This window comes from Rhizobium jaguaris (assembly GCF_003627755.1).
Classification (GTDB): domain Bacteria; phylum Pseudomonadota; class Alphaproteobacteria; order Rhizobiales; family Rhizobiaceae; genus Rhizobium; species Rhizobium jaguaris.
Window position 1 is genome coordinate 4,300,349 of record NZ_CP032694.1, and the last position, 20,908, is coordinate 4,321,256.

General features: G+C 61.1%; 17 protein-coding genes. 14 read left to right on the forward strand and 3 right to left on the reverse strand.

Annotated elements, in window-relative coordinates; all coding sequences use genetic code 11:
* The 5 genes from CCGE525_RS20955 (at position 1) to CCGE525_RS20975 (ending at position 4,986) form a co-directional block, all read left to right on the forward strand.
* Positions 1-1,050 (forward strand): GntR family transcriptional regulator, encoded by a 1,050-nt coding sequence (locus CCGE525_RS20955; RefSeq protein WP_120705976.1) that lies wholly within the window; start codon positions 1-3, stop codon positions 1,048-1,050.
* Positions 1,051-1,140: 90 nt separating this feature from the next.
* Positions 1,141-1,842 (forward strand): creatininase family protein, encoded by a 702-nt coding sequence (locus CCGE525_RS20960; RefSeq protein WP_120705977.1) that lies wholly within the window; start codon positions 1,141-1,143, stop codon positions 1,840-1,842.
* Positions 1,839-2,858, forward strand: a complete 1,020-nt coding sequence (locus CCGE525_RS20965) for a ketopantoate reductase family protein (protein ID WP_120706528.1) — start codon at positions 1,839-1,841, stop codon at positions 2,856-2,858. Before CCGE525_RS20960 ends, CCGE525_RS20965 begins: the two co-directional genes overlap by 4 nt.
* Positions 2,855-3,613: an SDR family NAD(P)-dependent oxidoreductase gene (locus CCGE525_RS20970; RefSeq protein ID WP_120705978.1), complete on the forward strand. Its 759-nt coding sequence runs from the start codon at positions 2,855-2,857 to the stop codon at positions 3,611-3,613. The genes CCGE525_RS20965 and CCGE525_RS20970 overlap by 4 nt, the downstream gene beginning before the upstream one ends.
* Entirely contained in the window at positions 3,610-4,986 is a 1,377-nt protein-coding gene (locus tag CCGE525_RS20975; protein WP_120705979.1) for a dipeptidase, read from the forward strand. The genes CCGE525_RS20970 and CCGE525_RS20975 overlap by 4 nt, the downstream gene beginning before the upstream one ends.
* A gap of 9 nt (positions 4,987-4,995) precedes the next feature.
* Here the strand turns inward: CCGE525_RS20975 and CCGE525_RS20980 are convergent, their stop codons facing one another.
* Positions 4,996-5,991, reverse strand: a complete 996-nt coding sequence (locus CCGE525_RS20980) for a LacI family DNA-binding transcriptional regulator (protein ID WP_120705980.1) — start codon at positions 5,989-5,991, stop codon at positions 4,996-4,998.
* Between the two features lie 259 nt (positions 5,992-6,250).
* Between CCGE525_RS20980 and CCGE525_RS20985 the strand changes: the two genes are divergently transcribed.
* The 7 genes from CCGE525_RS20985 (at position 6,251) to CCGE525_RS21015 (ending at position 17,533) form a co-directional block, all read left to right on the forward strand.
* On the forward strand, positions 6,251-8,176 hold the full coding sequence (locus CCGE525_RS20985) for an ABC transporter substrate-binding protein (RefSeq protein WP_120705981.1): 1,926 nt from the start codon (positions 6,251-6,253) through the stop codon (positions 8,174-8,176).
* A gap of 162 nt (positions 8,177-8,338) precedes the next feature.
* A complete protein-coding gene (locus CCGE525_RS20990; RefSeq protein ID WP_120705982.1) occupies positions 8,339-10,447 on the forward strand; it encodes an alpha-amylase family protein in 2,109 nt (702 codons plus the stop codon).
* A 105-nt stretch (positions 10,448-10,552) separates the two neighbouring features.
* A complete protein-coding gene (locus CCGE525_RS20995) occupies positions 10,553-11,539 on the forward strand; it encodes an ABC transporter permease (RefSeq protein WP_120705983.1) in 987 nt (328 codons plus the stop codon).
* A gap of 12 nt (positions 11,540-11,551) precedes the next feature.
* On the forward strand, positions 11,552-12,766 hold the full coding sequence (locus tag CCGE525_RS21000) for an ABC transporter permease (protein ID WP_414128265.1): 1,215 nt from the start codon (positions 11,552-11,554) through the stop codon (positions 12,764-12,766).
* 10 nt (positions 12,767-12,776) lie between these two features.
* Positions 12,777-14,486 (forward strand): ABC transporter ATP-binding protein, encoded by a 1,710-nt coding sequence (locus tag CCGE525_RS21005; protein ID WP_120705984.1) that lies wholly within the window; start codon positions 12,777-12,779, stop codon positions 14,484-14,486.
* A gap of 11 nt (positions 14,487-14,497) precedes the next feature.
* Positions 14,498-15,277 carry a 2-oxo-tetronate isomerase gene (gene otnI, locus CCGE525_RS21010; RefSeq protein WP_120706530.1) on the forward strand — a complete coding sequence of 260 codons (780 nt, stop codon included), beginning with the start codon at positions 14,498-14,500 and terminating at the stop codon, positions 15,275-15,277.
* Positions 15,278-15,424: 147 nt separating this feature from the next.
* Positions 15,425-17,533 carry a beta-galactosidase gene (locus tag CCGE525_RS21015; RefSeq protein ID WP_120706531.1) on the forward strand — a complete coding sequence of 703 codons (2,109 nt, stop codon included), beginning with the start codon at positions 15,425-15,427 and terminating at the stop codon, positions 17,531-17,533.
* Positions 17,534-17,762: 229 nt separating this feature from the next.
* Here CCGE525_RS21015 and CCGE525_RS21020 read toward each other — a convergent pair whose 3' ends face one another.
* Positions 17,763-18,017 (reverse strand): YMGG-like glycine zipper-containing protein, encoded by a 255-nt coding sequence (locus CCGE525_RS21020; protein WP_120705985.1) that lies wholly within the window; start codon positions 18,015-18,017, stop codon positions 17,763-17,765.
* A 187-nt stretch (positions 18,018-18,204) separates the two neighbouring features.
* Positions 18,205-18,753 (reverse strand): hypothetical protein, encoded by a 549-nt coding sequence (locus CCGE525_RS21025; protein ID WP_342637429.1) that lies wholly within the window; start codon positions 18,751-18,753, stop codon positions 18,205-18,207.
* 801 nt (positions 18,754-19,554) lie between these two features.
* Here CCGE525_RS21025 and CCGE525_RS21030 point away from each other — a divergent pair.
* Together CCGE525_RS21030 and CCGE525_RS21035 are read left to right on the forward strand one after the other, a co-directional pair.
* Entirely contained in the window at positions 19,555-19,914 is a 360-nt protein-coding gene (locus CCGE525_RS21030) for an SPW repeat protein (RefSeq protein ID WP_120706533.1), read from the forward strand.
* Positions 19,915-20,229: 315 nt separating this feature from the next.
* Positions 20,230-20,865: a TetR/AcrR family transcriptional regulator gene (locus CCGE525_RS21035; protein WP_120705986.1), complete on the forward strand. Its 636-nt coding sequence runs from the start codon at positions 20,230-20,232 to the stop codon at positions 20,863-20,865.
* The last annotated feature ends 43 nt before the right edge of the window (positions 20,866-20,908 follow it).

Here is a 20,908-nt window from a genome sequence, read left to right on the forward strand (position 1 = left end):
ATGGAGTTCTTCGTCGATCGCGAGCTGCCCGTGCCATTGCGCACGCAGCTCCACGGCCTCATCGAATACGGCATTGCCTGCGGCGAGCTCACCCCGGGCGAGACGTTGCCGTCGGTGCGCGAGCTGGCGGAAAAAATCGGCGTCGCACCCATGACCGTAAGCCAGGTCTATGCCGATCTCAAGGCCGCAGGCCTGATCGATGCGCGGCCGGGCTCCGGCACCTTCGTCTCCGACAGCCTGCAGGCCCGTCTTGCCGGCCGGGCCGACGCTAGCGGATTGCATCGTCATATCGACCAGATGATCGATGAAGCCCGCGCGCTCGGCATCCGTTCGGCCGAACTCGTCTCGCTCGTCAGCGCCAGGGTCTTCTATCGCGACAGCATCGGCCCACGGATGCGCATCGTCATGGTCGGCCTCTTTCCCGATGCGACGGCAAGCTATGCCCGCTTCATTGCCGCCCGCCTTGGCCGTGGCGTCACCGTCGAGCCGCTGACCATCGCCGCCATCGAGCGTGAGAAGGATGCCAAGGCGCGGGCCAATTCCGCCGATCTAGCCATCACCTTTGCCAACCGCCACCGCGAAGTCGCGATGCTTCTGCCGAACACCAAGGTCGTGACGGTCAGCTTCACGCCGGCGGAAGAGACGCGCAGGGCGCTCGCTTCACTGGATTCGCTGGCCTCCATCGCCGTGATCTCCCGCTTTCCGGATTTCCTGCCGATCATGAAAAGCGGCGTGCAACGCTTTGCGCCGCATATCAGCGAAATTTCCGCCGGAACGCTGGAAACGCCGGGGCTGGACGCCCTGATCGCCCGCGCCAGCGTCGTGATCTATGCTTCGGGTGCGGAGGCCGTCATCGCGCATCTGCCGCAGGGCATGCCGGCGATCGAATACCGACATGCGCCCGACGTCGCCGATATCGAACGTGTGATCGTCCCCATCCTCCGCGCCGCCGGCATCCAGCCGCAGCCGGCCGATACGCCCGTCCCAAAACGAGCGTCCGATACTGCTACTGCGCCGCCTGTCCGCTCGGATGTCGAAGAGACGCAGTAACACTTTGAAAAAGCGCACGCATCCTCCCGGAGATTGGTGATTTTCGGGGTTGCGTCTCAATGAACAAGAACGGGAACAGGAGAAGACATCATGAGAGTTTCCGAATGCAACTGGCAGCAGATCGAAGCCTATTTGAAGAATGACGACCGCGCGATCCTGCCACTCGGCAGCACCGAGCAGCATGCGCAGCTTTCTCTTTCGGTCGATTCCATTCTGTCGGAGCGCGTCGCCGCCGAGGCGGCCGAACCACTCGGCATTCCGGTTTTCCCGGTCGTCGCCTATGGCATCACGCCCTATTTTCTCGCTTTTCCCGGCACGATCAGCCTGCGCCAGGAAACTTACATCCGCATCGTCCGTGATATCCTCGATGGCCTGCGCCTGCAGGGCTTTCGCCGCATCCTGATCGTCAACGGCCATGGCGGCAACCAGCCGGCCGGCAGCCTCGCCGTCGAATGGATGGCCGACAATCCGGACACATCCGTCAAGTTCCACAACTGGTGGAACGCGCCGCAGACCTTCGCGAAGGTGCAGGAGATCGACACCGTCGCCTCGCACGCATCCTGGATGGAGAACTTTCCTTGGACACGCCTGCCCGGCACCGTCTTCCCCGCGCAGCAGAAACCCATGGTCGACCTCGCCCGCATGCGCGCCATGTCGCCCGCCGGCGTCAAAACGCTGCTCGGCGACGGCAATTTCGGCGGTTACTACGAGCGGCCGGATGAGGAAATGCAGGCGATCTGGGATATTGCGGTCAAGGAAACTCGCGCTCTGCTCGAAGGAGCATGGGCATGACCAAACCGATCCTGATCTGGGGCGCTGGCGCGATCGGCGGCACTCTCGGCGCGTCCTTCATCCGCGCGGGGCATGAGGTGATCTTCGTCGACAGCGCCGCCGACCATGTCGCGGCCATCAACGCCAAAGGCTTGCAGATAGACGGTCCGATCTACCAGGACACCGTCAAGGCCAAGGCCTATCTGCCGGAAGAGCTGGAAGGCACGTTCGACCGCATCTTCCTCTGCGTCAAGGCGCATCATACCGCGGCTGCCGCCACCGCGCTCAAGCCGCATATCGCGGCCGACGGCTATGTCGTCTCGGCCCAGAATGGCCTGAACGAGAACGTCATCGCGGACATCATCGGCAAGGAGCATGTCATCGGCTGCTTCGTCAATTTCGGCGCGGACTATCTCGAACCGGGCGTGGTGCACTATAGCGGCTATGGTGCCGTCGTCGTCGGCGAGCTCGACGGAAAACGCACGCCGCGCATCGAGACGATCCATGCGCTGATGCTGCAGTTCGAGCCAAAGGCTGTTTTGACCGACAATATATGGGGCTATCTCTGGGGCAAGCTGATCTATGGCGCGCTGTTGTTCGGCACGGCGCTTACCAACGACAGCATTGCCGACGTGCTCGCCAACCCAGCCTATCGGCCGGTGCTGACGCAGCTTGCGCACGAAATCGGAAAGGTGGCGGAAGCGCAGAATATCGTGACCGAAGCCTTTAACGGTTTCGATCCGGCAGCCTTCGCCCCTTCCGCTCCGGCGGCGGAAACGGCGCGTTCCTTCGATGAGATGGTGGTGCATAACCGCAAGTCGGCGAAATCGCATTCCGGCATCTGGCGTGATTTGGCCGTCCGCAAGCGCAAGACGGAAGTCGATGCGCAGGTCTTGCCGGTGGTCGAAATCGGCAGGTCGCTCGGCGTTCCGACGCCTCTGGCGGCCAAGGTCGTCACCATGATCCACGAAATCGAGGACGGCAAACGGCCGCTCGATCTCGCCAATCTCGATGATCTCGCGAGGGCAGCGGCATGAACATCACCTTCGACGGCAAGACCATCATCGTTACCGGTGCCGCCCACGGGTTCGGCCGCGCCATTGCACAAGGCTTCGCCGCCCGCGGCGCAACGGTCCATATCTGTGACGTCAATGAAGCAGGCCTTCAGGAGACGCTGAAGCTCTGCGGCAGCAAGACCACGGCGCACATCCTCGATGTCGGCAATCGCACGGCTGTTCAAGAAACCGTCGCCAAGATCGCGGCCGCCTCCGATACGATCGACGTGCTCGTCAACAATGCCGGCGGCGTGCGCGGCCAGGTCGGTCGCCCCTTAGAGGAAATATCGGAAAGCGACTGGCAGACCATCTTCGATGTCAATCTCTCCGGTGCCTTCTTCATGTCCCAGGCGGTCGCGCCGACCATGAAGGCCCAGAAATCCGGCCGCATCATCAATATTTCCAGCGGCGCCGGCCTCGGCATTTCGCTGACCGGCATCCAGGCCTATGCCAGCGCCAAGGCCGGCCAGATCGGTCTGACGCGGCAGCTCGCCCATGAGCTCGGCCCCTGGAACATCACCGTCAACAACGTCGCTCCCGGCTTCGTCCGTTCCAACCCGACGACGGAACGGCAATGGGATGCGATGGGCGAGGAGGGCCAGGCGAAACTTCTCCAGAACATTGCCCTGAAGCGGCTCGGCAAGCCCGAGGATATCGCCGCCATGGTGATGTTCTTTGCGTCCGACTTCGCCGGCTGGGTCTCCGGTCAGATAATCAGCGTGGATGGCGGCAAATGAGCGGCGTCGAAACCTATCTCGATGAGCATTTCGGCGCGGCGCTGGAAGACCTCAAGGCCTTCTGCCGCATTCCGAGCGTCAGCACCGATCCGGCCCATGCTGACGGCATCACCAAGGCGGCGGCGTTCGTCGCCGAGCGATTGGCGCGGGCAGGTTTCACCAATGTCGAACAGCTCGCAACCGGCGGCCATCCCGCCGTCTTCGGCGAGATCATCACCGATCCCAAGCTGCCGACCTTTCTCGTCTACGGCCATTACGACGTGCAGCCGCCGGACCCGTTCGACAAATGGAAGACGCCCCCGTTCGAGCCGGACGAACGCGACGGCCGGCTTTACGCCCGCGGCGTCTCCGACGACAAGGGACCGCTATTGATCCCGATCCTGGTGGCAGAAGCCTATGTGCGTGCTGAAGGCCGCCTGCCGGTCAATCTCAAGGTGCTGATCGAAGGCGAGGAGGAATCCGGCAGCCCGCATTTCGAGGGCACGCTGCAGACCTACCGCGACCGCCTCGGCTGCGATCTGGTCATATCGGCCGACGGCGCGATGTGGCGTCCGGACCGGCCGTCGATGACGGTCGCAAGCCGCGGCCTTGTTGCTTTCGAAGTGACGGTGACCGGCGCCTCCAAGGATCTGCATTCCGGCCGCCATGGCGGCAGCGCGCCCAATCCGATCAGCGCGCTCTCCAAGCTCATCGCGTCGCTGCATGGCGAGGACGGCCGCGTTGCGATCGAAGGCTATCTCGATGGCACCAGCCCGCCGGATGCCCGCATCATTGCGGCGATCGAAGCGGCAGACTTCGATGCCAACGCCTATTACCGCGAGATCGGCTCGCCGAAGCCGGACCCGATCGAGACCGGCCGGGAACTGCTGATCCGGCAATGGCTGGAGCCGACGCTGGAGTTCAACGGCATCTCCGGTGGCTATCAGGGCAAGGGCACCAAGACGGTCATCCCGACGACGGCGAGCGTCAAGATCACCTGCCGTCTGATCGTTGGCCAGAAGCCCGATCATGTCGTCGATGTGGTGACCCGGCATCTGGAGGCCCGGCTGCCGGCCGGCTTCGCGCTCGACGTCCATCGCCATGGACCTGGCAGCGAAGCCTTTTTCATCGATCCCGACCTGCCGGCGCTGAAGGTGGCGGAAGAAGTGCTCGGCGAATTGCTCGGCCAGCCGCCGTTGCGGGTCGCAATGGGCGCGACGATCCCGATCGGCGCTTCCTTCCGCAAACATCTCGGCACGGAGGCGTTCTTCTTCTCTTTCTCGACGTCGGACGAAGACTATCACGCCCCGAACGAGTTCTTCCGCCTCGCCAACTTCCGCCTCGGCTTGACTGCCTGGGCAAAGCTGCTGCGGCGATTGGCGGAGGCAATGTAACGCAGCGCCCTACTCCGCCCTGCGTGGCCCGGCGGAGCGGCGCTCGATGATGCGGGACGCGATCTGCACGCGTCTCGCCGGCCCTTCGGGCAGTTTCGGCGTACGGATACGCTCCAATAACAATTGCAGGCCGACGACGCCGATCTCCTGCCCTTCCACACGTACCGTCGTCAGTTGCGGCGATATCTGCGTCGCAGGCGAAAAATCGCCGAAACCGATGACGGAAATCTCGTCGGGAATCCGATAGCCGAGGCCAAGCAGCTCCGACACGACGGTCAGCGCCAGCCCGTCATGGGCACAGAAGAAAGCGGTCGGATGTATTCCCTCCGTCTTCAGCGCCTTGAAGGCACCGACAAAACCGCCCTGCTCCTCGAACTCCATCACATGCAGCGTCACGTCATCCCGCTTTTCCATGATTTCGCGAGCGCCGTAGAACCGCTCCATCCGACCGCGATAGCCGGGCGTGCCGTAGACATAGGCGATGGTTCGGTGCCCAAGCTCGATGAGGTAGCGGGCGACCGCCTGTCCGGCTTCATGATCGGTGCCGGTCACCTGATCGGCCTGCTCCAGCGCATCCACCCAGCCGAGCCTGACGACCGGAATACCGGACGCATTCGCCGCCTCGATCGAGGCGCGTTCATGCGCGCCGACGAGCAGCAGCCCGCCACTCATACGCGCCAGCTCCGCCACTTGCGCCGGATCGTGCGTCCAGCGAATGCGGATCGGCAGGTCCAGCCTATGAGCCTCGCGCTGCACGCCATTCTGCAATTGCATGTGCAGCTCGCTGTTGATGACATCGAGATCATGGAAGATCAGAGAAATCTCCTGCCGATCGGGCTGTGACAGAGGTTTGATATAACCTAACCGCCGCGCCGTCTGTTTGATGCGTTCGCGCGTTTCCTCGCTGACGCCGCTCTTGCCGGCCAGCGAGCGCGAGACGGCGTATTTCGACAGCCCGACCTCATTGGCGATCCGCTGCAGCGTAATTCGGTCCTTGATTGCCATTTCCCCACCCTTTCGCGGGATTTTCCATGTCGAATCCGATACGATATAAAATCGGCTTCTCGTGCAACATAACGCTTTACCTAACAACAGCTAAAATATACTTCTTTGGTATCCAACCCGATAGGTAAAAAATAACGAAAACGGGATTGGCTCTCTGCTGCGCTACGCGTTCTACGGGCGCGCAAAGCATGAAAAGGAGGCGCATAAGCCTTTCCGAAAATCCGACGATTTTCGGGGTTATGCGCGAGGAGGAGACACATTGATGAAGATGAGACGTCGGGCCTTTTTGGCCGGGACCTCGGCCGTCCTCATTTTGCCGGCCCTGCCTACATTCGCCGCTGACTATCAGGAAGCGGATGCTCTGAAACAGAAAGTCGCGAGCGGCGCGCTGCCGCTCTTGAAAGATCGCCTTCCCGAAAATCCCCTTGTTATCAAGCCGGTCGAAGCGGTCGGCAAATATGGCGGCGACTGGAACATGGCGCTGGTCGGCGGCGGCTCGCTGTCGATGCTGTTCCGCTATCAGGCCTATGAGCCGCTGTTGCGCTACACGCCGGATTGGTCGGGCGTAACACCGAATGTTGCGGAATTCTTCCAGGGCGATGCCGATTCCAAGGTTTACACCATCCGCCTGCGCAAGGGCATGAAATGGTCCGATGGCCAGCCCTATACCACTGCCGACATCAAATTCTGGTACGACACGGTGCTGACGGACAATCGCGTCGCCTTCGTCGGCCAGGCGCATTGGAAATCCGGCGGCAAGCCCGCCAAGCTCGAGATCGTCGACGAGCAGACCTTCAAGGTCATCTTCGACAAGCCGAACGGCCTCTTCCCGCTGCAGGTCGCCTGGGCAAACAACGATCAGACGACGCGCTGCCCGAAACACTATCTGGAACAGTTTCATATCGACTACAATCCCAAGGCCAACGAGCTTGCCAAGCAGCGCGGCTTCGAAAGCTGGATCGCCTCCTTCCAGAGCGCCGCAGGCTTCCAGGACGACAATTCCTTCTTCCTGAATTCCTCGAAGAAGCCCTGCCTGAACGCCTGGATGTTCACCATTGCGCCGGGCGAAAACACCGAGCGGGCCGTGGCCGAACGCAATCCCTATTATTGGAAGGTCGATACGGCGGGCAATCAACTGCCCTATCTCGACCGCATCGTCTATCAGATGGTCGCAGATCCGCAGGTGCTTCTGTTGAAGATCATGCAGGGCGAGATCGATCTGATGGATCAATATATCGCCACGCCCAACAACAAGTCCGTGCTCTACGATGCGCGCGAACAGGGTGGCTACGATTTCTACACGCTGACCTCCACTGAAGCCAACGTGATGAACTTCATCCTCAACCTCAATCACAGTGACGAGACCAAACGGGCGCTCTTCCAGAACCGCGGTTTCCGTGCAGCGCTCTCGACCGCGATCGATCGCCAGACGCTGATCGATGCCGTCCTCGTCGGCCAGGGCGCGCCCGCGCAGCCTTCGATCAAGAAGGAAGATCCGCTCTATAACGAGCAACTGGCGACGCAGTTCACCGCCTATGATGTCGACATGGCCAACGCCATGCTCGACAAGATCGTGCCGAAGAAGGACGACCAGAATTTCCGCCTTGACGATAAGGGCCGACGCCTGACCATCGTCTTCGAGCTGGATCAGGCGCGTGCCGTCTTCCTCGATCTCTTCCAGTTGATTATCCCGATGTTCCAGGCCGTCGGCATCGACGCGCAGATGCGGACCATGGATCGCTCGCTCTGGGAAACCCGTGTGCGCCAGGGCCGCGATTTCGACGCCACCGCCCATCAATTCGGCGCCAACGGCGGCATCGCCGCCATGCTCGACCCGCGCTACTACGTCCCGACGGACAGCAACGCCATGTACGCACCGGGCTGGCAGCTCTGGTACCTCGACCGCGGCAATGCCAATGCGGTCGAGCCGCCGGAGGCGACCAAGAAGCAATACGAGCTCTACGACAAATTGAAGTCGACCTCCGACGCCGCCGGCCAGAACGCGATCATGAAAGACATCCTGCAGTCGGCCGCCGACGCCTTCTACGTCTTCGGCATATCGCTGCCGCCTGACGGATACGGCATCGTCAAGAACAACATGAAGAACGTCACCAAGACCATGCCGAATTCCTTCGGCTGGCCAACGCCTGCTCCGACCATGCCGGAGCAATATTTCAAGGCCTGATTTCGTTCAGGTCCCTCCCAGCAGTCGAAGCGCCGGTCCTCGTGGCCGGCGCGGCGGCTCCCTTTTGCCTAGAGCAAGCTCTAGGCGTTTGATGTCGCATGATCTTGTCCGAAAACCGTTTCACACTTTTCGGGATCATGCCTAGCGAACTGGATAAAACCGATGCTCGACGCCAGGAAACAGAATACCGATACGCTGAGAACGACGGACTGGTTCAAGACCGCGACCCGCTGGACGCAGTTGACGCTTGCCGAGGACGATCCGGAAAAATTCGATCCCGCCTTCTGGGTCGACGTCTTCAAGCGCACAAAATCCAACGCGGTCTGCCTTAGCGCAGGCGGTTATATAGCCTACTATCCAAGCGACGTGCCCTATCACTACGTGAGTAAGTTTCTCGGCGATCGCGACGTCTTTGGGGCGTTGGTCGATGCTGCCCGCAAGCTCGACATGCACGTCATGGCCCGCGTCGATCCGCATGCGATCCATAACGATGCGGCCAAGGCGCATCCGGAATGGGTGATGATCGACGCCGACGGCAAGCCGCGCCGCCACTGGGCCTATCCGGATGTCTGGGTTACCAACGCCTATGGCGACTACAACACCGTCTTCATGCCCGAGGTGGTGAAGGAAATCGTCCGCAAATACGATATAGACGCCGTCTTCGCCAACCGGTGGCAGGGCCATGGCGTCGACTATAGCGAAGACAGTGCCCGCCGCTTCAAGGACATGTTCGGCCATGCCCTGCCGCACAGTGCCGACGCCGAGGATCCGGCCTGGCAGGCCTGGCTGCAATGGCGCCGCCGGGTGCTGACCGACATGATCGCCCAATGGGACGATGCGGTGAAGGCGATCCGTCCGCATGCGAGCTTCATTCCCAACATGGGCGGCGCCTCGCTGATGGAGTTCGATCTTTCGGTCATATCGAAGCACTGCCCCTTCCTCGTCGTCGACCACCAAGGACGCCGCGGGGTGGAGCTCGGCTGGTCGGCGGGGCGTAACGGCAAACGCATCCGCGCCACCTTCCCCGATCGCCCGGTCGTGCTGATCACCTCGATTGGACCTGAGGAGGAGTATCGCTGGAAGGATGCCGTCACCTCCGGCGAGGAGATGCAGCTCTGGATCAATGACGGCACGGCGCACGGCCTTTATGCTTGGTTCACCAAGTTCAACGGCGTCGTGCCCGACGAGCGTTGGGTCGAGCCGGTAGCCGATGCCTTCGCCCTGCAGGCCGCCGTCGAGCCGGTCATCGAAAGCATGCATCCTACCGCCGAAATCGCCATCATAGACCCATCGACTACCCTGCGTCACTGGGCGCCTGAGGAACGGTCGAAGGCGGAGAAACACGATCTCGGCTTCTATCACGCCCTGGTCGAGGCCAGGCTGCCATTCGAGCTTCTCTCCGATCAGGTGCTGACGGCGGAAAGCCTCGATCGCTTCAAGTTGATCATCCTCGCCAATGCCTCCTGTCTCTCGGATGCTCAGAACGACGCGATCCGCGCCTATGTCAAAAGCGGCGGCAGCATCATTGCGGCGCATGAAACGTCGCTGCGCGACGAATTCGGCAAGAAGCGAGCGGACTTTGGTCTCGCCGACATTTTCGGCGCCAAGCTCGTCGCCGGCCCGCGCGGCATCGTCAAGAACACCTATGTGGCGCTCGCCGGCGAGCATCCGCTCAATGCCGGCTATGAAGGCGCCGCCCGCATCATGGGCGGCACGCATCTGATTGCCGTCGAAGCCGCCGACAAGGCCGAAACCCCGTTCCTCTACGTGCCGGATTTCCCGGATCTGCCGATGGAGGAGGTCTATCCCCGTGAGGGGCCGCGAGGGGCTGCCGTCATCGCTCGCGAGACCGGTAATGGCGGCCGCTCTGTCTACATTCCCTGGAACATCGGCGAGATATTCTGGGAAGTCATGGCCGTCGACCATGCCCGGCTGCTTGCCAATGCCGTGCGCTGGACACTCGGCAGGACGCCGCGCGTCACCGTGGAAGGCCCCGGGGTCGTCGATCTGGCGCTGCGTGAGAATGCCGAAGGGGTCGCGCTCTCCCTCTTCAACCTCACCAATCCGATGATGATGAAAGGACCGATCCGCGACAATTTCCCGCTGGCGAGCCAGACGGTTTCGTTCGAAATTCCCGAGGGTAAATCGGTGGCAAAAGCCTGGCTCGTGGTTGCCGACCGCGCCGCCGGCTTCAGCATCCGGGATGGCCGGGCAGTGGTGGAGGTGCCTGGCATCGACCGGCTGGAAGTCGTGCATCTGACCTGGAAATGAGGTTCAGTACATAAATTCGAGACTTTGCCTCCGGCCTGAAGGCCGGGGCAAGCAGTGATCCGACGAAGCGCCGGGGAGGGCGCTTTCAACGGGAGGAGCAGGCCGATGCTGGGCTATATCGTCAAGCGCATTCTCTACATGATACCGACCTTGATCGGCATGTCGCTGATCTCGTTCCTGATCATCCAATTGCCGCCCGGCGATTACCTGACCTCGATGCTCGCCACCATGAGCGACAGCGGTCAGACCGTGGATCCCGCGCAGATCGAGCGGCTAAAGCAGATCTACGGCTTCGACGATCCTTTCTACATACAATACCTGAAATGGATCTGGGGCATCGTCAGCCGCGGAGATTTCGGCTGGTCCTTCGAATGGAATCAGCCCGTCGCCGGCCTGATCTGGGCGCGTATGGGCTCGACGCTTGTGATTTCGCTCCTCAGCCTGCTCTTTGTTTGGGTCGTATCGCTGCCGATCGGCATCTATTCCGCCGTTCGCCGTCATTCGGTCAGCGATCATGTCTTCACCTTCCTCGGTTTCATCGGCCTCGCCGTGCCCAACTTCATCCTGGCGCTGACGCTGATGTATGTCGCCTACAAATATCTCGGCCAGAGCGTCGGCGGCCTGAACTCGCCGGAATTTGCCGACGCGCCCTGGAGCCTTGCCAAGGCCGGCGATTTCCTCGCCCATCTCTGGATCCCGATCATCATCATCGGTGCCTCGGGAACGGCGGCCCTGATCCGCATTCTGCGCGCCAACCTGACAGACGAACTGCACAAGCCCTATGTCATCACCGCCCGCGCCAAGGGACTGCCGGAATACAAGGTTATCCTCAAATATCCGGTACGCATCGCCCTCAATCCCTTCGTCTCGGCGATCGGCTGGGTGCTGCCGCACCTCGTCTCCGGCGTGACGATCACCGCCATCGTGCTGAACCTGCCGACTGCCGGCCCGCTGCTCTTTCGGGCGCTGGTGTCGCAGGACATGTATCTGGCGGGAAGCTTCATCCTCTTGCTCAGCGCCCTGACGCTCGTCGGCATGCTGGTTTCCGACTTGCTGCTTGCGCTGCTCGACCCGCGCATCCGGTTCAATTGAGGAGCGGCTGTCATGGGTAAGCAAGAGACATTTGGAAGCAATACCGGCGGAACCAAGATGGGCGGGACCGGGCCGGTCCTCGTCCTCGCCGACGGCCCTTCGATCAGCCCGCTCCGGCAGAACAAGACGGTGTCGACGGCCGCCGTCGGTCCGTGGCGCCTGATCGCCGGCAAGTTCTTCCGCCAGAAGGTCGCCGTCACCGCCGGGATCATCATTCTGATCCTCTATCTCATCGGCTTGTTCGCGGAATTCCTGGCGCCAGCTTTGCCCGACACGGCGCGGCCACAATACACCTACGCCCCACCGCAAAGCCTGAGTTTCTTTACAGCCAAGCCAGACGGCGGATGGGAGTTCAATTTTCACGTCAAGGGGTACACCATCGCCATCGACAAGGTGGCGCTGCGCCGCACCTTCGTCATCGATGACAAAAAGGTCGTGCCGGTCGGCTTCTTCGTCAAAGGCCCCGCCTACAAGCTCTGGGGCTTGATCCCGATGAACCGGCATTTGATCGGGCCGATCAATCCCAACGACCCGATGTACCTGCTAGGCGCCGACAGACTCGGCCGCGACGTCTTCTCGCGGCTCATCTACGGCACGCGCGTTTCCATGTCGATCGGTCTTGTCGGGGTCGCCGTCTCGCTCATCCTCGGTGTGGTGCTGGGCTCGATCTCCGGTTTCTACGGCGGTTGGGTGGATACGCTGATCCAGCGCGTCATCGAGGTCGTCAGCGCCATGCCGACCATTCCGCTCTGGCTCGGCCTTGCCGCCGCCATCCCGCTCGCATGGTCGCCGGTGACGGTCTATTTCGTCATCACTTTGATCGTCTCGTTGCTCGGTTGGACGAGCTTGGCGCGGGAAGTGCGCGGCCGCTTTCTGGCGCTCCGCAGCGAGGATTTCGTCACGGCCGCCCGCCTCGACGGATCGAGCGAGGCGCGGCTGATCTTCCGCCATATCCTGCCGTCGCTGACGAGCCACATCCTCGCGGTCGTGACGCTTGCCGTTCCGACGATGATCGTCGCCGAAACGTCGCTCTCCTTCCTCGGCATCGGCCTGAAGCCGCCGGTCGTCAGTTGGGGCGTGCTGCTGCAGGATGCCCAGAATATCCGCACGGTCGCCACCGCGCCGTGGCTGCTGATCTGGCCGGCCTTGGCTGTCGTCATCGCCGTGCTGTCCTTCAACTTCTTCGGCGACGGCCTGCGCGATGCGGCCGATCCCTACGACAACTGAGGAGGAGACCATGGCGATGCTTCCCGATGATGTCGTGCTTTCCGTTGAAAACCTGTCGATCGATTTCCGATTGCGCACCCATATCCTGCACGCGGTCGAAAAAGTCAGTTTCGAGCTGAAGCGCGGGCAGACGCTATGCCTGGTCGGCGAGAGCGGTTCCGGCAAAAGCGTGACGGCGCGTTCGCTGCTGCGCATCGTCGACAGGCCCGGCGAGATCGTCGGCGGGCAAATCCTGTTGCACAACGGCTCCGAGATCACCGACGTCACCGCGCTCAACCCATCGAGCCGCCCGATGCGCGCCATTCGCGGCCGCCGCATCGGCCTGGTCTTCCAGGAGCCGATGAGCTCGCTGTCGCCGGTGCATACGATCGGCTCGCAGATCGTCGAGGCGGTCCGCCTGCACAGCGATCTCGACAAGCGCGCCGCCATGCAGAAGACGATCGAGCTGCTTGCCCAAGTGGAAATTCCCGATCCCCAGAAGATGGCCGACCGTTATACGTTCGAATTTTCCGGCGGTATGCGCCAGCGCGCCATGATCGCCATGGCCTTGGCCGGCAACCCCGATATCCTGATTGCCGACGAGCCGACGACAGCACTCGATGTCACAACGCAGGCGGAAATTCTCGACCTGATCAAGCGCCTGCAGGTCAGCCGCGGCATGGCGATGCTCCTGATCACCCACGACATGGGCGTAGTGGCGGAGGTGGCCGACGAGGTCGCCGTCATGCGCTTCGGCAGGATCGTCGAGCGTGGACCGGTCGATGCGATCTATCATGCAGCAAAGCATCCCTACACGAAGCAGCTGCTCAACTCGACGCTGAAGCTCACGCACCACCAAGAGGGGAAGGTTCCCGCCGTCGCCAAGGCGGCCGAAAGCCCGCAGCCGATCCTTTCCGTGCGCAATCTCTCGAAGGTCTACGGCTGGGCCGGGCGCAATTCGAAGCCGCTGCGCGCCGTCGACGACGCCAGTTTCGACCTCCATCCCGGAGAAAACCTCGGCATTGTCGGCGAAAGCGGCTCAGGCAAGACGACGCTTGGCCGTTTGATCCTGCGCACCGTCGAGCCTACCTCCGGTTCCGTCACCTTTCGCGGCCATGACGGCCGGGAGATCAACGTTACGAAACTTGGCAAGCGCGAGCTCCGACATTTTCACCGCGAGGTTCGTCTGGTTTTTCAAGACCCCTTCGCCTCGCTCAATCCACGCCTGACGGTGAAGGAGGTGATCGGTGATCCGCTTGTCGTCAACGGCCTGGCCAAGGGCAAGGCGCTGGAGGCACGCGTTGGCGAACTCATGCGCTTGGTCGGCCTCGACCCGATGATGATGGAGCGCTATCCGCACGCCTTTTCCGGCGGCCAGCGCCAGCGCATCGGCATCGCCCGGGCCCTCGCACTCGACCCGAAGATCATCGTCGCCGACGAAGCGACCTCTGCGCTCGACGTCTCCATCCGCAGCCAGATCCTCGACCTTCTGCTCGATATCCGCCAGCGGCTGAACCTCAGCTTCCTGTTCATTTCGCACGACATTTCCGTGATCCGCTATTTCTGCGATCGGGTGGCTGTCATGCATCGCGGCAGAATCGTCGAAATTGGTGAGGCCGAACAGATTTGCACCTCGCCGAACGAGGCCTATACCAAGAGCCTCATATCCGCCGTTCCCAACCCCGATCCGCGCGACAAGCGCATGCTGCACCGGCATCGCTTCAACGCACCCGCTCTCTGAGGATGAAATACGTGCCGAAATTTTCCGCCAACCTCTCCTTCCTTTATCAGAATCTGCCTTTCCTCGACCGTTTTGCCGCTGCCGCGAAGGATGGCTTTCTAGGCCTCGAATATCTGGGCCCCTATGCCGAACCGAAGGAAAAGGTAGCAGATGCCTTGAAGGCCAACGGCCTGAGGCAAGTGCTCTTCAATCTACCATCGGGCGACTGGGCCGGCGGCGAGCGCGGCATAGCCTGCCTGCCTGACCGCGTGCAGGAGTTTCGAGACGGCGTGGCCACTGCGCTCGATTATGCGGCGGTCCTCGATTGCAAACGACTGAACGTCATCTCCGGCCTTATTCCTAAAGGTGCCGATCCCGAAACGCTTGAACGGGTGCTGGTCGATAATCTCCGCTATGCGGCGCCGCGGATGGCCGATGCCGGCATCAAACTCCTGATCGAGCCGATCAACCTCCGCGACATGCCGGGCTTCTTCCTGTCGACCACCGATCATGCCGAGCGCATCCTCGATAAGGTCGGCTCCGACAATCTCTATATCCAGTATGATTTTTACCACATGCAGATCATGCAGGGCGACCTGATCCGGACCTTTGAGCGATTGAAGGACCGCATCGCCCATGTACAGATCGCCGACAACCCGGGCCGCAACGAACCGGGTACGGGCGAAATCAACTACAGCTTCATCCTCAGCGAACTCGACCGCCTTGGCTATGACGGCTGGGTCGGCTGTGAATACAGACCTAAGGCCGGCACCAGCGAAGGTCTCGGCTGGATGAAACCCTACCGGACGTGAGGACGCGATGATGGTCAAGGAGACGCCGCCCTAACCCGGAACCTCCTTTAGGAAACAACCGCCCGCAAGACCAATTGCTGCTGAGCCGAAGCCAATCTTCGGACGGCGGAGCTTTGCCCGATAGACCGATTGAAGAAGGACCCGACCATGCTCAGAAACGATATTCAACTTCCCTATGGAGCCGTCTATTTCCGCAAGTCCAATCCGCCGCAGGCCGATTGGGAGCGCGATTACAAGGTCGCCGGCGAGGACGGGCTCAACATCTTCCGACACTGGTTCATGTGGAGCGCGATCGAGGTAGCGCCCGGCGTCTACGACTGGGCGGAATACGACCGCCAGCTCGATCTCGCCGCGCAGAACGGCATCAAGACCATGATCGCTGAGCTCATCCATGCCGTGCCGGATTGGGCCGTGCGCAAATACAAGCATGCCCTGCAAGTCAACGCCGATGGCTCCAAGCTCGGCTCCTATATGGGCGTTTCGGCTGCGACCGGCGGCTTTTCCAACAATGGCGGCGGCGCCGGTGCGCTGACATTGAACTGCCCGGAAGTGAAGGAAGCCGCCGGCCGCTTCCTGACTGCGCTCGCCACCCGCTACAAGGACCATCCGGCGATCTACGGCTACGACGTCTGGAACGAATGCAACTATTCCGCCGATGTCGACTACAGCGACTACGCCAAGGCCGCTTTCCGCAAATGGCTGGAGAAGAAATACGGCGACCTGAAAACGCTGGCGCTCGCCTGGCATCGCTACAGCTACACCGAATGGGATGATATCGAGCCGCCGGTCCACATGGCTCCCTATCCGGAGTGCATCGACTGGCTGAAGTTCAAGCGCGACAATTTCTATGATCAGATGCAGTGGCGCATCGACACCATCCGCGCCGTCGACCAGAAAAACGTCATCGCCGCACACGGCATTTCCGGGGCGATCCCAATCATGGCTTCCAACGGCTGTGACGATTGGCTGGCCGCTTCCAAGGTGGAGGTTTATGGCTTCACCTGGGTTCAGGCCCGCAAGGGCAGCGAAGCCTGGAAGAACTGGTACGGCGTCGACATCAACCGCGCCGCCGCGCGCGGCAAACCCTTCTGGCATGCCGAACGTCAAGGCGGGCCGCTGTGGCTGCAGCCGCAGGTGATCGGCCGCGACAAGCAAGACGGTCGCGTCGTCGATCCCGAGGATATCCGCCTCTGGAGCATGACCTCGCTTGCCGGCGGCGCCCGCGGCATCCTCAATTTGCGCTGGCGGCCGCTGCTCGACGGCCCGCTCTTCGGCGCTTTCGGCTCCTACGCCATGGACGGCTCGCGCACGTCGCGCTCCGACATGGCAAGCGCCATGGCGAAATGGGCGAACGAGCCGGCGCAGGCGGCCCTTTGGGAGGCGAAACCTGTGCGCGGCGAGATCGGCATTCTGGTCGTACCGGAAACGCAGGAATTCGAATATCTGCTGAGCTATGATCGCAAGGAAAAGCCTTATCCCGAAGCCATGTGGGGCGCCTACCGCGCCTTCCTCGAAAATGGCGTGCAGCCGGACTGGGTGCATATCGATGACATCGACGCCTATGACCTGCTCTATTTCCCCTACCCAATCATGTTCACCGCCGAACAGGCGGCGCGGCTGACCGCCTGGGTCGAAAAGGGTGGCACGCTGATTTCCGAGGCTTGCCCTGGCTATTTCGGTGATCGCGGTCATGTCGGCACCATCCAGCCGAACATGGGCCTCGACAAGGTATTCGGTGCTCTGGAAGACGAGGTCGAGTTCATGCCCGACATCGGCGACCGCATCCATTTCAAGCTGGATAGCGCAGCGGTCGACGGCGGCGGTCTGCTGCAGTCCTACAGGCTCGCCGGCGGCACGGCCCGCGGCAATTTCGACGACGGACGCCTGGCTGTCGTCGAACACCGCTTCGGCAAGGGCCGCACCCTGCTGATCGGCACCAATCCCTCCATCGCCTATTACCGCACCGAGGGCCGGGCAAATGGCGCCTTCTTTGCCGAGCTCTTCCGCTGGAGCGGCAAGGCGCGGCACGTGAGTCTCTCCAATACCGCTTTGTTTGCCCGTGTCCACCAGGGGGAAAAGGGTAGTTTCCTTTGGCTCGTCAATCCGACCCGCACCACACAGATGACGGAAGTCGAATTGGCGGTCGGACTGGGGACGCTCGGCGCGAGCAAGGCTGTCTGGCCGATCGGGGCCACGCATGGCGGCGGCCGCGTGGAGGTTCCGGCGCGCGATGTATTGATCCTGTCACTGGGGTGAGTGATCAAGTGGGGAATGGCCAGGCGAGCCTGATTGCGCCGCGCATGTTTGCCTGGCCCCTCACCCCAGCCCTCTCCCCGCCCGTGCGGGGAGAGGGGGCCCTGCAATGCCCATCGCCGCTTCTGTACATGTAGTGTAGTGAGGCCGATTATTTTGCGCTGTCGTCCCCTCGCCCCGCTTGCGGGGAGAGGATTAGGATGAGGGGCCAGGCACAAAAGTGCATCAGCGATCAGCGGCAGCGGGCCTCATAGCGACGACCGTACCGGTCGCGGTAGATGCAATAGCCGCGGTGCTCGTGCGAGCGGCCGATCAGATTGCCGATCACACCGCCGGCAACGGCACCGATAGCCGCACCGCCCCAACTATGGGACACGAGGCCGCCGATGACGGCGCCAGAGCCGGCGCCGATCGCCGTGCCCTTTTCCGTTGCCGTACATGACGCGAGTACACCAACGAGGGCGACAGCGAGGATGATCTTTTTCATGCTGTTTTTCCTGAAAGATGATGAAGTTTTTTGCCGGATCAGAACCGCTCGGTGTGTCTTCCTTCAACTGCCGCCATTTGCGCGCTCCTTTGCATCACAGAGCCGTGCCGTTCTGCCGGCGGAATGTTGGAAAAGTAGATGGACAACAACCCGATCGAATAGAAAACGTTGACAAGTGCGGGGGAGGTCAGTCCTGGATGTAGCAGCGCTTCGGTATACCCGGTGCCGGATCGCCGAAGGTGTCGTTGTCGCAGTCCACACCATCCTCGAAGACGTCTTCCGTGAAGCGGCCTTCGGCCCCATAGCGCACGCGCTTCCGGCCGTCGAAATCGCAGAAGCCGTTCTCGCTCGCGCATGGACGCCAATGGGCAGGACGATGGCCGTAACGGCGGTCACCGCCGTCACCATCGTCACCGCGGTAACCATTGTCGCCATCGCCGCCGCGATCACGGCTGACGATATAGCAGCTCTTGTGGACCCCTGGAGCCGGATCACCGAAAACATCATTCGAACACGGCACACTCGGACGATTTATGAACCGCGATGTGGTGTATCCCTCTGCTCCGTAGACGACCTCGGCGGGATAAGGCAGGCGGCAGATTTCGCCCTCTCTGGCGCAAGGTTGCATTTGGGCAGCCGAAGCTGTCGACGGGGCCAGCAGGGACACCGCCGTAATCAGTCCACTGAGAACACAAGACGCCAACGTGGCGCGGATCATGACCTTATTCAACACCATTCTTCCCCCATATCGCGGATGTTAATATTCCTATGCAAATTGCCTTTAGCTGCTGCAATGGTGCTCAATTGACCCGCCCAACTTGCCGCCAACCGGGAAAACCCCTCGCTCAGAGCATTGAGCGGAGATCTTTCCATCAACATATTCTCACGTAAGCGGCGAGGTCAGTTTCGGCGGAATCGGTACGGCGGCAACGCTTGAGACTACGATTTCTGGTTCCCGACGGCGTTGGTGCAAGGCTCAGGGATCGAGTGGATCCCGATCTTTGCAACATGTCCTCTTGGATATGCCCCATCGAACAAGCCGTCGGCAGGCTCAAACGCTTGAAACAAGTCACCCTATAATGCGAGAAGACGAAGCCAAATTTCGCATCCGTTGTCGCACTCACAGCAGACTTCATCTTGCTCAAATTCGTCCACACCGCCTGATACGATTGCATTTTGCAATCATATTCAGCTCTACAAATTGGTTGTGATCAGAGGATGTTTTCCATGTAATATTTCTATGAATATTTGGCAGATCCCCCGGCATATGCTTCCCACCTTAAAATTCATTCCAAGCATTGGTCAATGATGCGGGAATCTGTACATTGAGATGCGGTCTTCTGAGCAGAAGAATGGCCGCCCACAGACATTAATGAACCTGATTGGGCATGATGCAGCCGAGATTCTAGACATCATAACCGGCGTGCCCTTCGCACCTATCTTGAATCAAATCCTGTCGCAACTACTTACATACTGTAGCGTGAAGTTCACGCGAGATGAAGCCGTGGTAAGGCTTCATAAGTGGGAGGAGGTTGTTATGGCAATCACTCTGATGGAAGGAAAAAGGCCCCAGGATTGGGCAACGCTGGTCCTGGCAATATGTTTGTTCATCTCCCCGTGGATCTTCGGCTTTACAGCTGAGACAATACCCAGCTGGAACGCGTGGATCGTTGCCGTCGTGCTGGCTGCGTTGGCCACTGCGGCGCTCTCGGTTTTTGCCGAATGGGAAGAATGGGCAAATCTAGTGGTCGGTCTATGGTTGATTGCGTCTCCATGGCTGCTTGGCTTTGCTGCTGATACAAGCGCGAGATGGACGAACGTCGTTCTCGGTGTGCTCGTTGCTGTCGTATCGCTGTGGGCAGTCTGGGACGTTCATCATCCCCACGCGCACGCTTAGACGGAGACGCGGGCCTGGTACTGGATAGACCCGCCGCGTAAAGCGGCGGGATGTTGCAACTGTTTGAACGGCACTGCCAACTTAACTTGGTCGAACCGGCGCCGGGTAATAGGTCTATGGCGCTTTCGCCGGCGCGTGCGGCTTATAGGAAACGCCGGGGTAGACCGCGTTTTTGCCGTCGTTGATCCCCCAGTCAGACAGCAATGGCGTCCTGGCCCTTTATGAGATAACAATCCTGTGGTACTCAAGATTAAGCGGAGGCGCCTCCGTTTATAATCCTGGAGACTTGTTCGACATCGTCAAGTCGCAATCCGCATGGAGCGAAAATTGGCTTCCAGGCCATCGTCAAAGCTGAAGGACGACACGCCGACAGGCGCTAAAACCCTACGCGCGGATGCACGGCGCAATCGTGACAAGCTTGTCGAAGTCGCGGCCGAAGCCTTCGCCAGCCACGGAACCGCCGCCTCGCTCGAAGACATCGCGCGGCGCGCCGGCGTCGGGGTCGGTACGCTCTACCGTCATTTTCCGACTCGCGAACATCTGGTCGAAGTCGTCTATCGCCACGAGGTGGAAGCGCTCTGCAACGCAGCCGAGGAGCTTTCACGCGAGCGCGCGCCGGATCAAGCGTTGGAAGAATGGATGCACCGCTTCGTCGGCTACATCGCCACCAAGCGCGGCATGTCCGACAGCCTGCGCATCCTTTTCAACAGCAATTCCACACTCTTCGCCGACAGCTACGGCAAGGTGCCGATCGCGCTCAGCGGCCTGATCGAACGGGCAATGGCCGATGGCTCCATCCGCACCGACGTCGACAGCACCGATGTGCTGCAGGCGCTGTCCGGCACCTATTCCATGCCCAATTCACCGGAGTGGCATGACCGCTCCCGCCGCCTCGTCCGGCTGCTGATGGACGGCTTGCGCTGGGGCGCGTCGAAAACGCGGGTGCCATAGGACCTGATAATCGGCAGGATGCTTCCTATATGCTTTTGAGCTG